This is a genomic window from Saccharopolyspora erythraea NRRL 2338 (genome assembly GCF_000062885.1).
Lineage (GTDB): Bacteria > Actinomycetota > Actinomycetes > Mycobacteriales > Pseudonocardiaceae > Saccharopolyspora_D > Saccharopolyspora_D erythraea.
Map to the genome: position 1 here is coordinate 6,775,164 of NC_009142.1, position 16,774 is coordinate 6,791,937.

The following is a 16,774-nucleotide window of genomic DNA, read 5'->3' on the forward strand; positions in this document are numbered from 1 at the left end:
ACCGCCGCCTGCCCCTGTCACCAGGCCAGCCAAGTCCGTCGGAGCCACCGAGACCCCCAGGCCCGCCAGAGGCACCACAGCCAACAAGGCAACCAAGGCCACGGTCCGCTACGCCCGCCAAGGCCACCAGGGCCACCAGGGCCACCAAGGCCACCAGGGACGAGTTATCCACACCCACCAGGTTTATCCACAGATCCCGAAATCCACCCTGGCGCTCCCACCCCCACCACACCAACTTGGAGCCATGCGCCCCGCGATCAAGCTCCTCATCACCGCAACCCTGCTGACCTGCACCGCTGCCTTCGGCACCCCGTCCCTGACCTCCAGCGCCCCAGCCGATCCACCCCCAGCCCCGGTGCGTTTCGGCTGGCCGATGGCGGGCGCACCGCAGGTCACGCGCCCGTTCGAAGCCCCGGACCACGCATACGGCCCAGGTCACCGAGGCGTCGATCTCGTCGGCGACGTCGGTCAAGCCGTCCTCGCGGCGGGGCCCGGCCTGGTCCTCTACGCAGGGCCGCTGGCCAACCGCAATCTCGTGTCGATCGAACACCCCGGCGGCCTGCGCACCACGTACGAGCCCGTCACCCCCACCGTCGCCGTTGGCCAGCAGGTGGTCCGAGGCCAGCAGATCGGCACCCTCGATGCCGGCCATCCGGAGTGCACCGCCTCACCACCCAATACCTGCCTGCACTGGGGAGCACGAAGACGCACGGTCTACCTGGACCCCCTCACCCTCCTCGGCCTGGGCCACGTCCGCCTACTGCCCTGGGATGCCTCACCGCAGTGATTCCCCAGAACGCCCTACCCCGCGACTACCTGGGACGCCTCACCTCCGTGACTCCCCGGGTTACCTCACAGCCGGACCGCCGTAATTCCCCCGGGACGCCCCACCGCCGTGATGCGCTGGGATGGCGCACGCAGTGATGCTCCGGACGCCCCAACCCGGTCCCATTTCCACCGAGACCCACCAGCACTTGATCGCTTCCGGCTCCGTGTATCGATCACTTCCGAAGGAACCATGCTCGTTGCGTGAACAGCCTCAGCCAGCTCTCCGGATTCCCTCAGGCCGAATATCACCCATCCCCCCATTGGCACGCACGAAAATGAATCGCACCCACCACAGCCCCATCCCCCGAACGCCCCCGATGTTCCTACCAGCAGAAACACCGGCCTCGCCCCGCCGCGAACCGAGCAAAGCAGCGGGTCGCTCGGTGAACCGCCGAGCACACGCCATCCATCCTTGCGCCCCAAACAAACGACGGCGAACAATCTTGCGCGCAACATGGCAGGCAATCAGGGCCGCTAACGCTAGCCACCAGCAATCCTGCTGGGTACGAACAGCATCAGGCGACCGAGCAAACCCTCCCGCGCAGAACTCCCCCAGCTACACCCGACGAAAAACGCCTACCGCTCAGGACTCGCTATGCATCCGACGGGACGACCCGCTCCCCATGCCGATGGCACGGTCCGGTTGGACCGGCACAGGTCGACGCCTCGCGAACTGCCGCACCCGTCAAACACATCGCCAAGCCCATATCGCCGAGGCCACATCGCTACTCGCCCACATCCGCAATCCCGCACATCGCCGCAGCGCACGCGATAAAACGCTTCTCACCTCGGCTTCGGTGTGCCAGCACCCCACCCTGGCGCCCGAACAGTTCGAGCATGCCCTCTGCTCGATCAGTTCTGCTCCGTGAGCTTCGTGCGCAATCGCAGCACAGCTCTTGTATGGAGCTGGCACACGCGGGACTCAGTCACACCGAGCACCTTCCCGATCTCGGCGAGGGTCAGGTTCTCGAAGTAGTACAGCGTGACCACGATGCGGTCGCGATCGCTGAGACGTTCTACAGCCTCGGCGAGCTGCCGGCGGCTGTCCCGGTCGACGAGCGTGGCGACCGGGTCCTCGGCCCGGTCGTCCGGCAGGGTCTCGGCCAGCGATGACGTTGTCTGACCCGCGCCGATCAGGTCGTCGAGGGCGACCACGCTGGTCATCTGCAACTGCGCGAACAGCTCACGCAGCTCGTCCACCGAGAGTTCGAGTTCCTCGGCGAGTTCCGCGTCCGAAGCCGTGCGCTGCAGTTTCGCTTCCAAACGTTCCAAGGCGCGTTCGACGTCGCGCGCCCGGCTGCGCACCGAACGCGGCACCCAGTCCTGCGCCCGCAGGTCGTCGAGGATCGCGCCGCGGATGCGCTGCATCGCGTAGGTCTCGAACTTGAGGCCGCGCTCCGGCTCGAACTTCTCGATGGCGTCGACCAGGCCGAAGATCCCGGACTGGATCAGGTCCGAAACCTCGACGTGCGAGGGCAGCCCGGTTCCGACACGTCCCGCGACGTACTTCACCAGCGGGGCGTAGTGCAGCACCAACCGATCGCGGAGTTCCTGGTCACGCTGTTGGCCGAACGCCTTCCACAGAGCCACGATGCCGGCCTCGACCTCGTCGGCGCTGCGCTGGTCACCGTTCTCGGCCTGGTAGGGGTCCGAGCCGGACGGCAGGGGGGAACGCCTGGCACGAGCGGTGGGGCGGCTCCGGCCGTTGACGTGGTGGCCGTTGGTCGAGGTGCGCTGTTCCGCGTCCTGGCGAGAAGCCGACGTGGTCGATGTCGATCTCGCTGCCACGGTGTGGGCACCGCCCCCGGCGTCGTCAGGAACGGGGGTGAGTTCGGTCATGGATCGCCTTCAGCCGTTCGACGGTCACGTGTGTGTAAAGCTGCGTCGTTGCGAGCGTAGCGTGACCAAGCAACTCCTGAACGCTACGGAGGTCCGCTCCTCCTTCGAGTAAGTGGGTCGCCGCGGAGTGACGCAGTCCGTGCGGCCCCACGTCGGTAGCACCGGAAACGGCCCCCACCGCATCGTGCACGACACGACGCACCGCGCGTGGATCAAGACGGCCGCCTCGCGCGCCCAGGAACAACGCTGGACCGGACGCGTCGGTGGCCAGCTCCGGCCGACCAGCGCTGATCCAGCGGGAGACGGCGTCTTCGGCCGGTACACCGAACGGCACAGCGCGTTCCTTGTCACCCTTGCCGATGACCCGGACGACGCGCCGTTCGTGATCGACGTCGTCGAGGTCGAGCCCGCACAGCTCGGACACCCGGACACCGGTCGCGTAAAGCAGCTCCACGACCGCGTGGTCCCGCAACGCGATCGGGTCGCCCTGCTCCGCACCCGCCTGCGACGCCGACATCGCCGACTTGGCCTGCTCGGCGCGAAGGACGGTCGGCAGCTTCCGCTTCGGGGCAGGCGCGGCCAGCCGCGGGCCCGGATCGTGCGGGAGCAACTCGGCGCGGTGAGCCCACGCCGTGAAGGTGCGCGCGGAAGCGGCACGCCGTGCCAGCGTGGAGCGGCTCGCACCATCGGCGTGCTGGGCAGCCAGCCATTCCCGCAGCACGGTGAGCCCCAACCCGTTCAGCCCCTTGCGTTCCTCGTCACCAGCGCAGAAGTGGTCCAGCAGCGAAACCACATCGCCGATGTACGCACGCACGGTGTGCGCGGAAAGCCCGCGCTCAGCCTTGAGGTGTCGCTCGAATCCGTCGACCGCCGCGCCCACCGGTCCCGGCAGCCCGTCACGGGCCTTCCGAGAGTCCGGCCCCTTCGTCGGGTCGGAAGAGATGCGAGCCATACCCCGAAGCTGGCCCTTGTGGCCACCGCGGTCAAGCATCGCCACGCCATAGCGGGTAGTGATCATGAACTCTTGGATGCGTGTGGCGGCAACTACCCGTGGTCAAGCACCCGGCCCGACGCGGACACCGGGGTCGGCCCCGGGTCGCCGCGAGCACCAGTCGGACGCGGGCACCGGGTGGCCGCAAGCACCGGCCACGACCGAGCAGCGTGCGGCAGCCACAACAGAACACCAGGCTTCGAGAATGCAGTGCCGCAATACGGCACGGGCGTGCGCACGCCAGCACGGCGAAGCGACATCGAGCGCGGCGCGCATGAGCGCGGCCTCGGGAGCGCGCACGCGGACGAGGTTGCAATTCAGCGCAAGTGTGGCGCAATGCGGATATCCCTGTAGCGCACAACTTCTTGAATTCCCTGTCGGACGCGGAACCCGCATCTTCGCAAGCGGCGCCCGGCTGGCCGATGCGGACGGCATCTGGCAGGTCGAATCCGCCGCCGGTGTCGCGCTAGGTCAGGGTGGGAATGTCGGCAAGGCACGCAATCGGTCGAGAGATGACGTGCTCGGTTGGGTGAATGCTTTCGTAGGTACGAGGGCGACCCCGAGGTGATTGTGGTCTTCACCTCCATGACGCGGCGGCTGCTGGTCGCGCTGACCACGGTGACCAAGGTGACCACGGTGACCGGCGTGATTCTGGTTGCGGGCACGCTGGTCACCGCAGCCGAACCGCACGCGCGCCCGACGCGGGCCGCTCGTCTTCGGCCCGTGCTTCCGTTGCAGCCTACTCGGAGCCCCGATCGGCACCGTTCGGCTCGAATGCGACCGCTCGGGCTCAAGTGCGTCCTACCAGCCTCAAATGGGACCCGGTCTGACTTGGGTCCTAGTCGGGCTCGATGGGAGACAGTCAACCCCAGTCGGCCCCAGTCGGACTCGGTGGGACACAAGGCCTCGGTGTGACCCAGTCGGGCTCGATGGGACTCAGTGGGGTGGTGGGACCCGGCCGGGCTCGCTTAGGCATGGTCCGGCCCGGCAAGACCCGTCGGGCACGGTCCGATGCAGTTGGGACCGGCCGGCCCGGTCAGGCCCGCCGGGATTCGCGGGCCACCGTGATTGCCGGGCCGCGTGGGATTGCCGCCCCGCGGGGATTTCGTGGGGTTAGGTGGGGTTGCGGGACCACCCCCGTTCTTCTCGCACCGCTAGGCCCGCTAGTTCGAGGGCTGGGAGGAGGGCGCGCACTTTTCGCAGGGGGAGGCCGGAGTCGCGGGCTAGTTCGTCGGCGCTGGTCGCGGCGGAATCGCTGAGGGCGTCGTGGAGTTGCTTGGCGACGCGGTCGAGGCTGTCGGTGGCTTTGGCGGGAACCGGTAGGTCGGTTGTCGGGCCGACACCGAGTGGGCTCAGGACTTCCCTGACGTGGTCGACGTTCGTCACGAGCAGGGCCTTGCCGCTGCGGACCATCTCGTGGCAGCCGACGGAACTCTTCGACGTCACCGGACCAGGCACCGCCATGACGGGACGGCCGAGCGCATCGGCGGTGTTGGCGGTGTTGCTCGCACCGCTGCGCGCGCCTGCCTCCACCACGACGGTGCCCTGCCCACAGGCTGCGATGAGCCTGTTCCGCACCAGGAAGCGGTGCTTCCGCGGTTCGGTGCCTGGGGCGTATTCGCTGACGACAGCGCCCTGCTCGCCGATCGCGCGGAGCAGCATGCTGTGTCCCGACGGATAGTCGATGTCTGCACCGCATGCCAGGAAGGCGATAGTCGGTCGTCCGGCGGCCAGTGCTCCGCGGTGCGCGGCGCCGTCAATCCCGTATGCAGCACCGGATACGACGGTGTAGCCCTCGATGGCGAGGCCGTGCGCGAACTCGGCCGCCACGCGCTCGCCGTACCCGGAGGCAGCGCGAGCACCGACGATCGCTACGGATGTGCCCAGGGATTCCGCAAAGGCGACCTGCCCGCGCACCCACAGCGCTATCGGCGCCGCCATGCCCGGTAGGCCGATGGCAGTCGCGTCCGCCAAGCTGTCGAAGCTTTTGTGCGGCCAGCCGGAATGCTCCGGCGTCACCAGTCGCAATCCCGCCATCGCGGCGGCTTCCAGAGCTGCTTCGCCCGAGACGTGCTCCCTGCGCGCATCGACCTCGTCCGCCACCGACGGCGGTGCCGAGCCGCTGCGGACCACTTCCGCGGCGCGGCTGGCACCGTGTGCCGCGATGAACCCGGCCAATGCCGGCGCCGGTGGCTCGGCCACGGCCGAGAGGTACGCGCGAGCGAGAAGGATCTCGTCACCGACTTCGGCGCCGGGCGGGCCCGCCTTCTCCATGCTCCACATCACGGCGACCTCCGGTCCCGGAATTCCAGCGCCGCCCCGACGTGGTCCGCGTCCGGCCGAGAACGGCCTTCCAGATCGGCGAGCGTCCAAGCGACACGCAGACAGCGATCCGCACCGCGAGCAGTGATGGCACCGGTCTCCAGACCGCGGTCCAGCAGGGCGGTTACCTGGCGTGGCAGGGCGAACTCGCGGCGCAGCGCGGGACCCGGCACCTCGGTGTTGGTCTGCCAACCGTGAGCGGACCAGCGTTCCAACGCAGCCGCTCGCGCGTCACCGACACGCTTGCGGACTACCTCCGTCGGTTCCGGCTCACACCCGAGTTGTGATGCCATCGCGAGCATCGGTCTTGTCCGGGCACGCAGATCCACGCGGTCCATCAGCGGACCGGAGAGCTTGCCGAAGTAGCGACGGCGGGCCTGCGGAGGGCACTGGCAGTCCACGTCCCTCGCGGGTGCGCATGGGCATGGGTTTGTGGCGAGCACGAGCTGGAACCTCGCCGGGTAGCGGACCGTGCCGTCTCGCCGGGCGAGACGTATCTCTCCTTCCTCCAAGGCCGTGCGCAGTGCCTCGAGCCGTTTCGGACCGAGTTCGCACGCCTCGTCCAGCAGCAGAACACCGCGGTGCGCACGGCTGACCGCACCAGGTCTGGCCAGTCCTGCCCCACCGCCGACCAGCGCCGTGATCGACAACGAGTGGTGCGGGGCGACGAACGGCGGTGTGGTCATCAGGTCGTCGCAGGGCGACTCCCCCGCGACCGAATGAATCGCGGTCACCTCCAGCGCCTCCTGTGGCGTGAGGTCCGGCAGCAGACCGCCCAATCTCCTGGCCAGCATCGTCTTTCCGGTCCCCGGCGGGCCTACGAGCAGCAGATGGTGGCCGCCTGCCGCAGCGACCTCAAGCGCCCAACGCGCTTCGGGTTGTCCCATCACGTCGGCGAGATCGAGTGTTTCGGAGGGCTCGGCGGCACGTGCGACCGAGGGCGGTTCCCGGTCGAGCTCGCCCGTTTCCCGCAGCCATGCCACGACATCACTCAGGTGGTTCGCCCCCATGACCTCGATGCCCTCGACGAGCTTGGCCTCGGCCAGCCCAGCCGTGGGCACGATCGCCCGGGGCATGCCGGCTCGCTTCGCCGCCAGCACCGCCGGTAGGAGACCCCGCACGGGACGGACCCGCCCGTCCAGGGCGAGTTCGCCGAAGAGCACCGTGCCATCCAGCCGGTGCGGCGGTACCTGCTCCGCACCGGCCAGCACCGCGCACGCCAGCGCGAGGTCGTAGGAGGTGCCCGCCTTGGGGATCGCGGCGGGCGACAGCGCCAGCGTCACGCACCGCGCGGGCCAGTTCTCCTGGCAGTTCACGATCGCCGAGCGGACCCGGTTCTTCGACTCCTGCAATGCTGAATCCGGCAGCCCGAGGAGCTGGAGGCTGGGCAGACCGCCTTTGCGCACGTCGGCCTCGATCTCGACGAGCACACCGTCCACACCGAACAGCGCGACCGCCCACGTCCTGTGCAGCGCCATTTCAGAACGCCCCCTCGAGGTGCTCGATCCGGGCGGGACGGCCTGGTGGCCACAGCACGGAGACGACGTCGAAGCGGGCTGTGCAGCCGGTCAGGTTCCTTTCGGACAGCCAGGTTCTCGCCAGGGCGCGCAGATGTCTGACCTTGTGCGGGCTGACGGCGTTCAGCGGGGCGCCGTAGTCGACCCCGGAGCGCGCCTTGACCTCGCAGAAGATGACGGTTTCGCCGTCCGTGGCAACGATGTCCAGTTCGCCCCGGTCGCATCGCCAGTTGCGCTCCAGCACGGTGATTCCGTGCTCCTCCAGGAAGCGGGCCGCGAGGCGTTCTCCCTCCACGCCCAGCGCATGCCTGCGGCCCTTGGTGTCGTCGTCGGACAGGGTTCCGAAAATCGCCGTGCGGCTCATGGTTCCTCCAGCGGTGTCGCGTTGCTCGAGATCCAAGTTGCCCGGGCGCGGTGGTCGTCGACAGGTGCAGTTTCAGAACTTGTGGATAAATGGGGCGGATGTGGATAACTCGCGACACGAAGGAGTTAATGGAAAACCCGGATTCAACCCCAACGGCTGATCAATTGCGCCAACGCCGGCAAGAAAACCATGCAGGGGTGGAAACGTTCAGTAGGTGGAGACGTTGCAAGGGGGCGGAGCCGTGCGGCAGGTGGACGTGCAGAACGACGAAGCATGCAGTGGGGGCCGACAGCAGGTGGGACCTAGGGGCGCCAGCAGGTGGGCCTAGGGCGACGAAGCGGAAGCGGCGGGATCGACCAGGCTGAGACGGCGTGGATCGATCACGCGAAAGCACGAAGCGAAAGCGACCAGCGGTCACAGACACGAAGGCGGCCAGCGTTTCCACGAACGAAAGCGCCGCGTGGTGGTGGCCGCGCGAAAGCAGCGCGCGGCGGTGGCCGTGCGAAAGCAGCACGCGGCGGTGGCCATACGAAAGCGGCGAGCGGTGGCCGCGCGAAAACGGGCGGTGACCGAGCTGAAGCCACCGAAATGATCAGAGAAAAGCGACGGGAATGTCCGTCAGCGGTCTCCACACCGCCTCAGCAGAGTGCAACGGCGAGAACGCCCCGGGACACGCTCACGTGCGCGGTCGCCCCGGGGCGTGCGGGCCGCCAGTCCCCCACGGCCCATCGCGCTTTCCCTAGCGGCTCAGCTGCCGAACGGGCCGCTTTCCGGCAGCCGCAGATCCGGTTTGTCCAGTTCCTCGACGTTGACGTCCTTGAACGTGATGACCCGGACGTTCTTCACGAAACGTGCAGGCCGGTACATGTCCCAGACCCAGGCATCCGACATGGCCACCTCGAAGTAGACCTCCGAGTCGGAGTTGCGCACCTGCACGTCCACCGCGTTGGCCAGGTAGAACCGGCGCTCGGTCTCCACGACGTAGGTGAACTGGCCGACGATGTCGCGGTACTCCTTGTAGAGCTGCAGCTCCATCTCGGTCTCGTACTTCTCGAGATCCTCGGCGCTCATCGGTGTGCGAGCCCTTCCCCGTTGCCGTTCGGACTACAACTGCTCATTGTCCACCACATCCCCCTCGAAAGCATCGAACAAACCGGGCTTGCTGCTCACCGTTCGAGGTGAACGCATCCCGTGCAGCTGCGCGGCGGCCACCACGTTGGCGTAGCACCACCGGTGCTCCTCGCACGGACCGTGCTCGGTGAGCCGGGCGGTGTGGTCGGACGTGCAGTACCCCTTGTGCTCGTCGAAGCCGTACACCGGGAACTGCTCGTGCAGGCCCGTCATGATCCGGTCCCTGGTCACCTTCGCCAGCACCGAGGCCGCCGCCACGCACGCGGCGACCAGGTCGCCTTTGACCACCGCCACGCTCGGCGCCCCCAGGCCGGGCACCCGGAAACCGTCGGTGAGCACGTAACCGGGCGCCACCGAGAGCTGCGCCACCGCTCGGCGCATGCCCTCCAGGTTGGCGACGTGGATGCCGAGGGCGTCGACCTCGTCGGCCGGGATGACGATGACCGACAAGCTGAGCGCCTTGGCCTGAATCACGTCGTACAGGCGTTCACGTTCCGCCGGGCTGAGCACCTTCGAGTCCGTCAGCCCCTCGAAACGGCGCCCGTCACCGGGCTTGAGCGCGCACGCGGCCACCACCAGCGGTCCCGCGCAGGCCCCTCGGCCGGCCTCGTCCACGCCCGCGACGGGCCCCAGGCCCCGCCGGTCCAGGGCGCTCTGCAACGCCCAGTTGCCCGTGCTGCGCCGGATCACCGTCCTCGGCGGCCGCAAGCCCGCCGCCAGCCTGACAGCCACGGTCAGTGCCGCTCCCGCGAACGTAGGTTCACCACACGCACGAGCCTACGACCCGCCCAGACGACGGGGAATGCCGCCGCGAAACCGGCACCGACCGGCAGCCCCGCCTGCCACGCGGGCGCGCCGAGGGCGTCGGCCTGCGGGTTGGGCTCCGGGATGGCCTGCCAGCGGGTCGGCGGCAGCACGATGACCTGCGCCTTGCCGATGACGTTGTCGACCGGCACCGCACCGCTGACGCCACCGCCGCCCTGGAACCGGGAGTCGGAGGAGTCGTTGCGGTTGTCACCCATCACCCACAGGTGCCCCGGCGGCACCGTGACCGACTGGAACTCCTGCTGCTCGTTGCCCCGGCCCGGCTCCCAGTAGATGTAGGGCTCGTTGAGCGGGCGGCCGTCGACCATGACGCGGTTCTGCGGGTCGCAGCACTCCACGGTCTGGCCCTCGGTGGCGATCACGCGCTTGACGAAGTCCTTCTCGTCCGGCGAGCCGAACCCGATCAGCGACGCCGCGCCCTGGAAGAACTGCACCACCGGGTTGGTGTCCTCCGGGACGTGGAACTCGTTCTGCACCCACGCCTGCGGGCCGCGGAAGACCACGACGTCACCGGGCTCGGGGTCGCCGAACCGGTAGCTGACCTTGTCGACCAGCACCCGGTCGTTGTTGCAGCCCGTGCAGCCGTGCAGGGTCTGCTCCATCGACTGCGAGGGGATGACGTAGACCCGGGCCAGGAAGGCCTGGATCAGCACCGTCAGCGCCAGCGCGGTGACGATGAGGATGGGGAGCTCGCGCCAGAACGAGCCCTTCTTCTGCTGCTTGCCCGAGGACCTCCACCGACGCGCGGGGCGCTCTTCGGGTGTCGCACGGGGCTCCTCCCCGCCCTGGGGATCTTCGTCCGGTCCGGTGGAGCGCATCACGTCGGCCACCCGGCCAGGCTACTGGAGACTGGCTGGTCGCGATCGGGCTACCCCGCGCCCGTCGACGTCCACCCACCGCCGATCGAAACCGCGACACCGTCAGCCGGACCAGTGAACGGCACACCCGATCCGGGAAATGCAGAACGACCCGGGCGGGGTGCCCGGGTCGTTCGACGTCTGCGGTGCGCAGGCCTCAGGAGGCAGGCGCGGTCTCGCGCTTCTCCTTGATCTTGGCGGCCTTGCCGCGCAGTTCGCGCAGGTAGTAGAGCTTGGCCCGCCGGACGTCACCACGGGTGGCGACCTCGACCTTGGCGATGTTCGGGCTGTGCACCGGGAAGGTGCGCTCCACGCCGACACCGAAGGAAACCTTGCGGACGGTGAAGGTCTCCCGGACGCCGCCGCCCTGGCGGCGGATCACGACGCCCTGGAAAACCTGGTTCCGCTCGCGCGAACCCTCGATGACGCGGACGTGGACCTTCAGCGTGTCGCCAGGCCGGAAGGCGGGGATGTCGGAACGCAGCGACTGGGCGTCCAGAGCGTCCAGGGTGTTCATCGGTGGTCCGTCCTCATCCGTGTCGTCCCGCGCCCTGGCACATCGGCGGCCCGACCTCTCGGTGGGCCCCGGGCACGGGGTGAGCTTGCTTTGAGTGCGCCGACTGTTCAATCCGGCTGCAGCAACCGGTCCAGTGTGCCAGACGGGCACTTCCATGCTGAAACCGGCCCCATCCGAGAGGCGGTAGCTCCGCTAGCCGCTTCCGGGGGACCGGGAATCGCCGGAGTGATCCGACTCCCGCACCCTATCGAGGACCTCGCGGTCCCTGGCGTCCAGGGTCCCTTCCGGCAGCGCCTCGATCAGTTCGGGCCGGCGCCGCCAGGTGCGCTCCAGCGACTGGTCGCGCCGCCAGCGGGCGATCGCGGCGTGGTTTCCGGAGCGCAGGACCTCCGGCACCGGCTGGTCCCGCCACACCTCCGGCCGGGTGTAGCAGGGGCCTTCGAGCAGGCCGTCGGAGAAGGAGTCCTGCTCGGCCGAGGCCGGGTTGCCCAGCACGCCGGGCAGCAGCCGGACCACGGCCTCGATCATGGTCAGCGCCGCGACCTCGCCGCCGACCAGCACGTAGTCGCCGATCGAGACCTCCTCGACCGGCATCCGGCGGGCGGCGTCGGTGATCACCCGCTGGTCGATGCCCTCGTAGCGCCCGCAGGCGAAGACCAGCCACGGCTCCTGCGACCAGCGCACCGCCGTGCGCTGGGTGAACGGACGGCCCGCCGGGGTCGGCACGACCAGGCGGGGCACCTGGCCGGTGCCGTCACCGCAGATCTCGTCGAGCGCCTCGCCCCACACGTCGGGCTTCATGACCATGCCGGGACCGCCGCCGTAGGGGCTGTCGTCCACGGCGCGGTGCACGTCGTGGGTCCAGTTCCGCAGGTCGTGCACGCCGACAGCGATCCGCTCCCGCTGGATGGCCTTGCCGAGCAACGCCTCGCGCAGCGGGTTCAGGTAGTCGGGGAAGATCGTGATGACGTCGATTCGCATGGCAGCCTTGCGGTGGATTGCCGGGATGGGAGCGGGAACGCCGGGCGGCGCGCCCGCGGGTCACTCCTCGGCGTCGAACAGGCCTTCCGGCGGATCGACGACGATGCGGCCGGCTTCGAGGTCGATCTCGGGAACCATCTCCGAGACGAACGGCACGAGCACCTCGCGGTCGTCGGGAGTGCGCACGGCCAGCAGCTCGCCGGCGGGGGTGTGCACGACCTCGGCCACGACGCCGGCCTCCTCGCCCGCGGGGAACACCACGCGCAGGCCCTCGAGCTGGTGGTCGTGGAACTCGTCCGGGTCGTCGGTGGACTCGAGCTCGTCGGCGGTGACGGTGAGCAGCGCGCCGCGCAGCTCCTCGGCGGCCTCGCGGCCCTCGACGCCCTCCGCGCGCACGAGCAGCCGCCCGGCGTGGGGCCGGGCGGCTGCCACGGTGAAGTTCTCCGAGGCGTGCGCGCCTCGGCGGCGCATGCCCAGCACCGATCCCGGGGCGAACCTCAGCTCCGGGGAGTCGGTGCGCACCTCGACGACGAGCTCCCCCCGCACGCCGTGCGGCCGGACGATCCTGCCGACGGCGAGCGTGAGGGGCTGCTTGTCGTCCATGTCCTGCTCAGCGGTCGGTGTCGACCACGTCGACGCGGATGCCGCGCCCGCCGATGCCCGAGATGACGGTGCGCAACGCGGTCGCGGTGCGCCCGCCGCGCCCGATGACCTTGCCCAGGTCGTCGGGGTTGACGTGCACCTCGAGGGTGCGTCCGCGGCGGGTCGTGAGCAGCTGGACGCGGACGTCGTCGGGGTTGTCGACGATGCCGCGCACCAGGTGTTCGAGCGCGTCCGCGAGGACCGTCACGCCTGGCCTTCCTCGGACTTCTGCTCTTCGGCCTTGTCCTCGGCCTCGGCCTTCTTGCCGCCCTTCTTCTTCGGAGTGGTCGCCTCGGCGACCGGCTCCTCGCCCGCGGCGGCCAGCGCGGCCTCGAACAGCTCCTGCTTGGAGGGCTTGGGCGCGGCGGTCTTGAGGGTGCCCTCGGCGCCCGGCAGGCCCTTGAACTTCTGCCAGTCACCGGTGATCTCGAGGATGTTCTGCACCGGCTCGGTCGGCTGCGCGCCGACACCCAGCCAGTACTGCGCCCGCTCGGAGTCGACCTCGATGCGGCTCGGCTCCTCCATCGGGTGGTACTGGCCGATCGTCTCGATCGCCCGGCCGTTGCGGCGGGTGCGGGCGTCGGCGACGACAATGCGGTAGTGCGGCTCGCGGATCTTACCGATCCGCGCCAGCTTGATCTTCACAGCCACGGGTGGTGGTGCTCCTCAGACTCTCGTTCGTGCTCGGGTGAACATGCCACACCGCGTGGGGCAACGGAATGGAACGCTCTTTCGTCGACGGCCGCAGGCGGTGAGAGGGACCGCCCGCAGCGGGCAGTCATCTATTCTGCCAGATGCCCGTGGCGGCGCTGCCGCGGGAGTCGGGGTCTACTCCGGCATCACGCCGAGCGAGATCAGCAGCAGGCCCACCGCGGGCAGGAAGTTGTTCACCTGGTGGGCGACGACGCTGGCCGTCAGCCGTCCCGTCACCATCCTTGCCACCCCGATCGGGATCGCGATCACAAGCAGCAGCAGAGTGCGCTCGGGTTCCAGGTGCCCGATGGCGAACACCGCCGTGCTGAGCACGAACGCGGTCACCCGGCTCCAGCGCAGCCGCTCCATGGCTCCCCACAGCAGGCCGCGGTAGAGCAGCTCCTCGCAGATCGGCGCGATGAGCCACACGTGCAGGAAGATCACCACCGCCAGCGCGGGCGGCAGCCGCACCCCGTCGAGAAGACCGCTGACGGTGGACTGGGCGTCCGGGCCGACCCAGCTGAGCCAGATCGTGGAGGCGATGGTGGTGGTGACCAGCCCGATCGCGCCGATGCCGAGCCCGGTCGTGACGTCCTTCCAGCGCCACTCCAGGCCGAAGTCGACGCGCGGGCCGTTGCCGCGCACCATCGTGATCACCACGGCGACCGCGCCCGCGAGCAGCGTCGGCACCATGAGCATCAGCACCAGCGCGACGCCGAAGCGCGAGCCCTCGTCGTGCAGGCTGCCGAAGTAGGCCGCCAGCATCACCGAGACCAGCACGAAGACGGCCTGGGCCAGGAAGAACGCGCCGAAGCCCCAGCGGTGCACCGGGCGTTCGGCCTCGGGGGCCGGTCCGGCGAGCGTCCTGCCGCCGGTCGGCTCGGGTGCCTGCGATGCGTCCAATTGCCCCTCCGTGGTGCCTGGTCACCGCCGGGCGCCGCGCGCCCGGGACGGTCCTGGCGGGGTCGCCGAACTCGTCACTCGCCGCGACGACACCGACGGAGCCGCCAGGTTACCTGCGCCCCGCGCACGCGGGGCCTGCCGAGCCTCATCCCGCGGCGGCGAACAGCAGCAGCGCGGGCAGGAAGTTGTTGGTCGCGTGCGCTATCACGCTCGCGCCGGTGCGGCCGGTGATCATGCGCGCGGCTCCCATCGCCAGTCCGCCCACGAACAGCACGGGCGTCCGCCACACCTCCTGGTGGATGAAGGCGAATATCAGCGTGGTGAGGAGCAGGATCGCGTACCTGGGCACCCGGTAGTGCTCCAGGGCGCCCCACAGTGCCCCGCGCATCAGCAGCTCCTCGGTCAGCGGCGCTCCCAGGAAGGCGAAGAGCGCGAACAGGAACAGCCAGACGCTCTTCTCGCCCTGCATCAGGCGGCTGATGCCCGTCTCGGGAGGCTGGCCGTTGATCGCGACCATGATCAGCCCGAGGACGAACGACAGCAGCAGCGCGACGCCGCCGCAGGCAAGCCCCACCTTGACGTCGCGCAGCCTGGGCACGATGCCGAAGTCCGCGCGCACGCCGTTGCCCCGGACCCAGGAGAAGATCGCGGGCACCAGCCCGAGCAGGAGGTTCGGCACGAACACCAGCAGGAGCAGCGGTCCGAGGGCCGGCGGGTCGGCCGGGTCGAACCCGCTCTCCCGCGACGGCATGACGGCCGACACGACCTGCCCGGCCAGGTAGAAGGCGCCGTATCCGACGAAGAACGCGGCGAACCCCCAGGCCAGGCTGCCGCGCCGGGCGGCTTCGAGCTGCGCTTCCCAGAACCGCGGGTGCAGGGCGGGATCAGCGGAGTCGTCGGCGCCGCGCATCGGAGCGCTGTAGGTGGCCCAGGACGGACCGTCGGCGTCGGGTGCGGCCGGGGGGTGCGACGAGCCCGCGGGGGGCTGCTGCGGCAGGGTGTGCGAAGAGCCGGCGGGGGGCTGCTGCGGCGTGGTGCCCTGCCCTTCCGGCAGCGGGTCGCCGGGCAGCCTGGCGACGGGGAAGCCCGAAGGCTCCCCTCCCGGCTCATCGCGGCGCGGATGCTCCAAGGCCGATCTCCCCCTCTCCCCTGGAAGCCACACTATGCGCCTGGACCGGGCCGGGCGAACGCGCGCCCGTCACCGTGATCATGTCCGAGTTTCACCCGTTCCGGGCGAATTCGAGCCGATCATTGTGCAGATTCACATGTGGAGGCGGGGCCGGGAAGCCCGGGAGAGGTCAGCCGACCACCCGTCCGCGCAAGACGATGCGCTTCGGGTGGCGTAGCGCGCTCAGGTCCTTGCGGGGGTCCTCGTCGTAACACACCAGATCGGCCACCGCGCCGTGGCTCAGCCCGGAGTAGCCGAGCCACTCCCGCCCCGCCCACGACGCCGCGCCGATGGCCTGCTCGGGCGACATGCCGACGCGGTTCAGCGCGATGATCTCGTCGACCAGCACGCCGTGCTCGATGCCGCCGCCCGCGTCGGTGCCCGCGTAGACCGGCACGCCCGCCTCGAGCGCCTTGGCCACCGTGCGGTCGCCGCGCCGGTACAGCTCGGTCATGTGGGCTGTGTAGTCGGGGTACTTGGTGGCCGCGGCGGCGAACGACGGGAAGTTCTCGATGTTGACCAACGTCGGCACCAGCGAGGTGCCGCGCTCGGCCATCATCGCGATGGTCTCGTCGGTGAGGCCGGTGCCGTGCTCGATGCAGTCGATGCCCGCCGCCAGCAGCCCCGGCAGGGCGTCCTCGCCGAAGACGTGCGCGGTGACCCGCGCGCCGTGTCGGTGGGCGACCGAGATCGCCTCGGCGAGCACGTCGGCGCTCCACAGCGGCGCGAGGTCGCCGACCGACCGGTCGATCCAGTCCCCGACGAGCTTCACCCAGCCGTCGCCCCGGGCGGCCTGCTCGGCGACCGCGGCGGGCAGCTGCTCCTCGTGGTCGAGCTGGTCGGCCAGGTACGGGATGTAGCGCTTGGGCCTGGCGATGTGGCGGCCCGCGCGGATGATGCGCGGCAGGTCCTCGCGCTCCTGCAGCGGCCGGGTGTCGATCGGCGCGCCGCAGTCGCGGATGAGCAGGGTTCCGGCGTCGCGGTCGGCCTCGGCCTGCACGGCTGCCTCGGCGAGGTCGACCGGGCCCTTCGGGCCGATGCCGACGTGGCAGTGCGCGTCCACCAGCCCGGGCAGCACGTACCCGCCGTCGAACACCGTGGTCGCGTCCGGGACCGGGTCGAGGCTGATGAGCCCGTCGGTGATCCAGACGTCGCGGTGCTCGCCGTCGGGCAGCACGACGGCCCGCAGGTGCAGC

17 protein-coding genes are annotated in these 16,774 nt (G+C 69.8%); 1 reads left to right on the forward strand and 16 read right to left on the reverse strand.

Going from position 1 to position 16,774, the window contains the following annotated elements; all coding sequences use genetic code 11:
- Nucleotides 1-244 precede the first annotated feature (244 nt).
- Nucleotides 245-787 carry a murein hydrolase activator EnvC family protein gene (locus SACE_RS28960; RefSeq protein ID WP_009943631.1) on the forward strand — a complete coding sequence of 181 codons (543 nt, stop codon included), beginning with the start codon at nt 245-247 and terminating at the stop codon, nt 785-787.
- Nucleotides 788-1,680: 893 nt separating this feature from the next.
- Here the strand turns inward: SACE_RS28960 and whiG are convergent.
- The 16 genes from whiG to SACE_RS29040 all read right to left on the reverse strand — a co-directional run bounded on the left by whiG (nt 1,681) and on the right by SACE_RS29040 (nt 16,773).
- Nucleotides 1,681-2,667: an RNA polymerase sigma factor WhiG gene (gene whiG / locus SACE_RS28965; protein ID WP_009943630.1), complete on the reverse strand. Its 987-nt coding sequence runs from the start codon at nt 2,665-2,667 to the stop codon at nt 1,681-1,683.
- Nucleotides 2,642-3,619, reverse strand: a complete 978-nt coding sequence (locus SACE_RS28970; protein ID WP_011874925.1) for a tyrosine recombinase XerC — start codon at nt 3,617-3,619, stop codon at nt 2,642-2,644. The genes whiG and SACE_RS28970 overlap by 26 nt, the downstream gene beginning before the upstream one ends.
- A gap of 1,152 nt (nt 3,620-4,771) precedes the next feature.
- Nucleotides 4,772-5,941, reverse strand: coding sequence for a DNA-processing protein DprA (dprA, locus tag SACE_RS28975; RefSeq protein WP_009943628.1), 1,170 nt, complete (start codon nt 5,939-5,941; stop codon nt 4,772-4,774).
- Nucleotides 5,941-7,458, reverse strand: a complete 1,518-nt coding sequence (locus SACE_RS28980) for a YifB family Mg chelatase-like AAA ATPase (RefSeq protein ID WP_009943627.1) — start codon at nt 7,456-7,458, stop codon at nt 5,941-5,943. The genes dprA and SACE_RS28980 overlap by 1 nt, the downstream gene beginning before the upstream one ends.
- Before the next feature lies 1 nt (nt 7,459).
- Entirely contained in the window at nt 7,460-7,861 is a 402-nt protein-coding gene (locus tag SACE_RS28985) for a YraN family protein (protein ID WP_009943625.1), read from the reverse strand.
- A 747-nt stretch (nt 7,862-8,608) separates the two neighbouring features.
- A complete protein-coding gene (locus SACE_RS28990; RefSeq protein WP_009943624.1) occupies nt 8,609-8,932 on the reverse strand; it encodes a DUF2469 domain-containing protein in 324 nt (107 codons plus the stop codon).
- Between the two features lie 33 nt (nt 8,933-8,965).
- Nucleotides 8,966-9,724 (reverse strand): ribonuclease HII, encoded by a 759-nt coding sequence (locus SACE_RS28995; protein WP_037302866.1) that lies wholly within the window; start codon nt 9,722-9,724, stop codon nt 8,966-8,968.
- 2 nt (nt 9,725-9,726) lie between these two features.
- A complete protein-coding gene (gene lepB, locus SACE_RS29000; protein ID WP_009943622.1) occupies nt 9,727-10,647 on the reverse strand; it encodes a signal peptidase I in 921 nt (306 codons plus the stop codon).
- Between the two features lie 184 nt (nt 10,648-10,831).
- Nucleotides 10,832-11,191: a 50S ribosomal protein L19 gene (rplS, locus tag SACE_RS29005; RefSeq protein ID WP_009943621.1), complete on the reverse strand. Its 360-nt coding sequence runs from the start codon at nt 11,189-11,191 to the stop codon at nt 10,832-10,834.
- A 192-nt stretch (nt 11,192-11,383) separates the two neighbouring features.
- The gene (trmD, locus tag SACE_RS29010; RefSeq protein ID WP_009943620.1) at nt 11,384-12,172 is read right to left on the reverse strand and encodes a tRNA (guanosine(37)-N1)-methyltransferase TrmD; all 789 of its coding nucleotides are present in this window, start codon (nt 12,170-12,172) and stop codon (nt 11,384-11,386) included.
- Between the two features lie 60 nt (nt 12,173-12,232).
- Entirely contained in the window at nt 12,233-12,775 is a 543-nt protein-coding gene (gene rimM, locus SACE_RS29015) for a ribosome maturation factor RimM (RefSeq protein ID WP_009943618.1), read from the reverse strand.
- Nucleotides 12,776-12,782: 7 nt separating this feature from the next.
- Complete coding sequence (locus tag SACE_RS29020) at nt 12,783-13,022, reverse strand: RNA-binding protein (RefSeq protein WP_009943617.1); 240 nt, start codon at nt 13,020-13,022, stop codon at nt 12,783-12,785.
- Nucleotides 13,019-13,465, reverse strand: coding sequence for a 30S ribosomal protein S16 (rpsP, locus tag SACE_RS29025; RefSeq protein WP_011874927.1), 447 nt, complete (start codon nt 13,463-13,465; stop codon nt 13,019-13,021). The genes SACE_RS29020 and rpsP overlap by 4 nt, the downstream gene beginning before the upstream one ends.
- Before the next feature lie 177 nt (nt 13,466-13,642).
- Nucleotides 13,643-14,410 carry a CPBP family intramembrane glutamic endopeptidase gene (locus SACE_RS29030; RefSeq protein ID WP_009943615.1) on the reverse strand — a complete coding sequence of 256 codons (768 nt, stop codon included), beginning with the start codon at nt 14,408-14,410 and terminating at the stop codon, nt 13,643-13,645.
- 145 nt (nt 14,411-14,555) lie between these two features.
- Nucleotides 14,556-15,539 (reverse strand): CPBP family intramembrane glutamic endopeptidase, encoded by a 984-nt coding sequence (locus SACE_RS29035; RefSeq protein ID WP_009943612.1) that lies wholly within the window; start codon nt 15,537-15,539, stop codon nt 14,556-14,558.
- 169 nt (nt 15,540-15,708) lie between these two features.
- Nucleotides 15,709-16,773, reverse strand: coding sequence for a metal-dependent hydrolase family protein (locus tag SACE_RS29040; RefSeq protein ID WP_029621423.1), 1,065 nt, complete (start codon nt 16,771-16,773; stop codon nt 15,709-15,711).
- Nucleotide 16,774 lies beyond the last annotated feature (1 nt).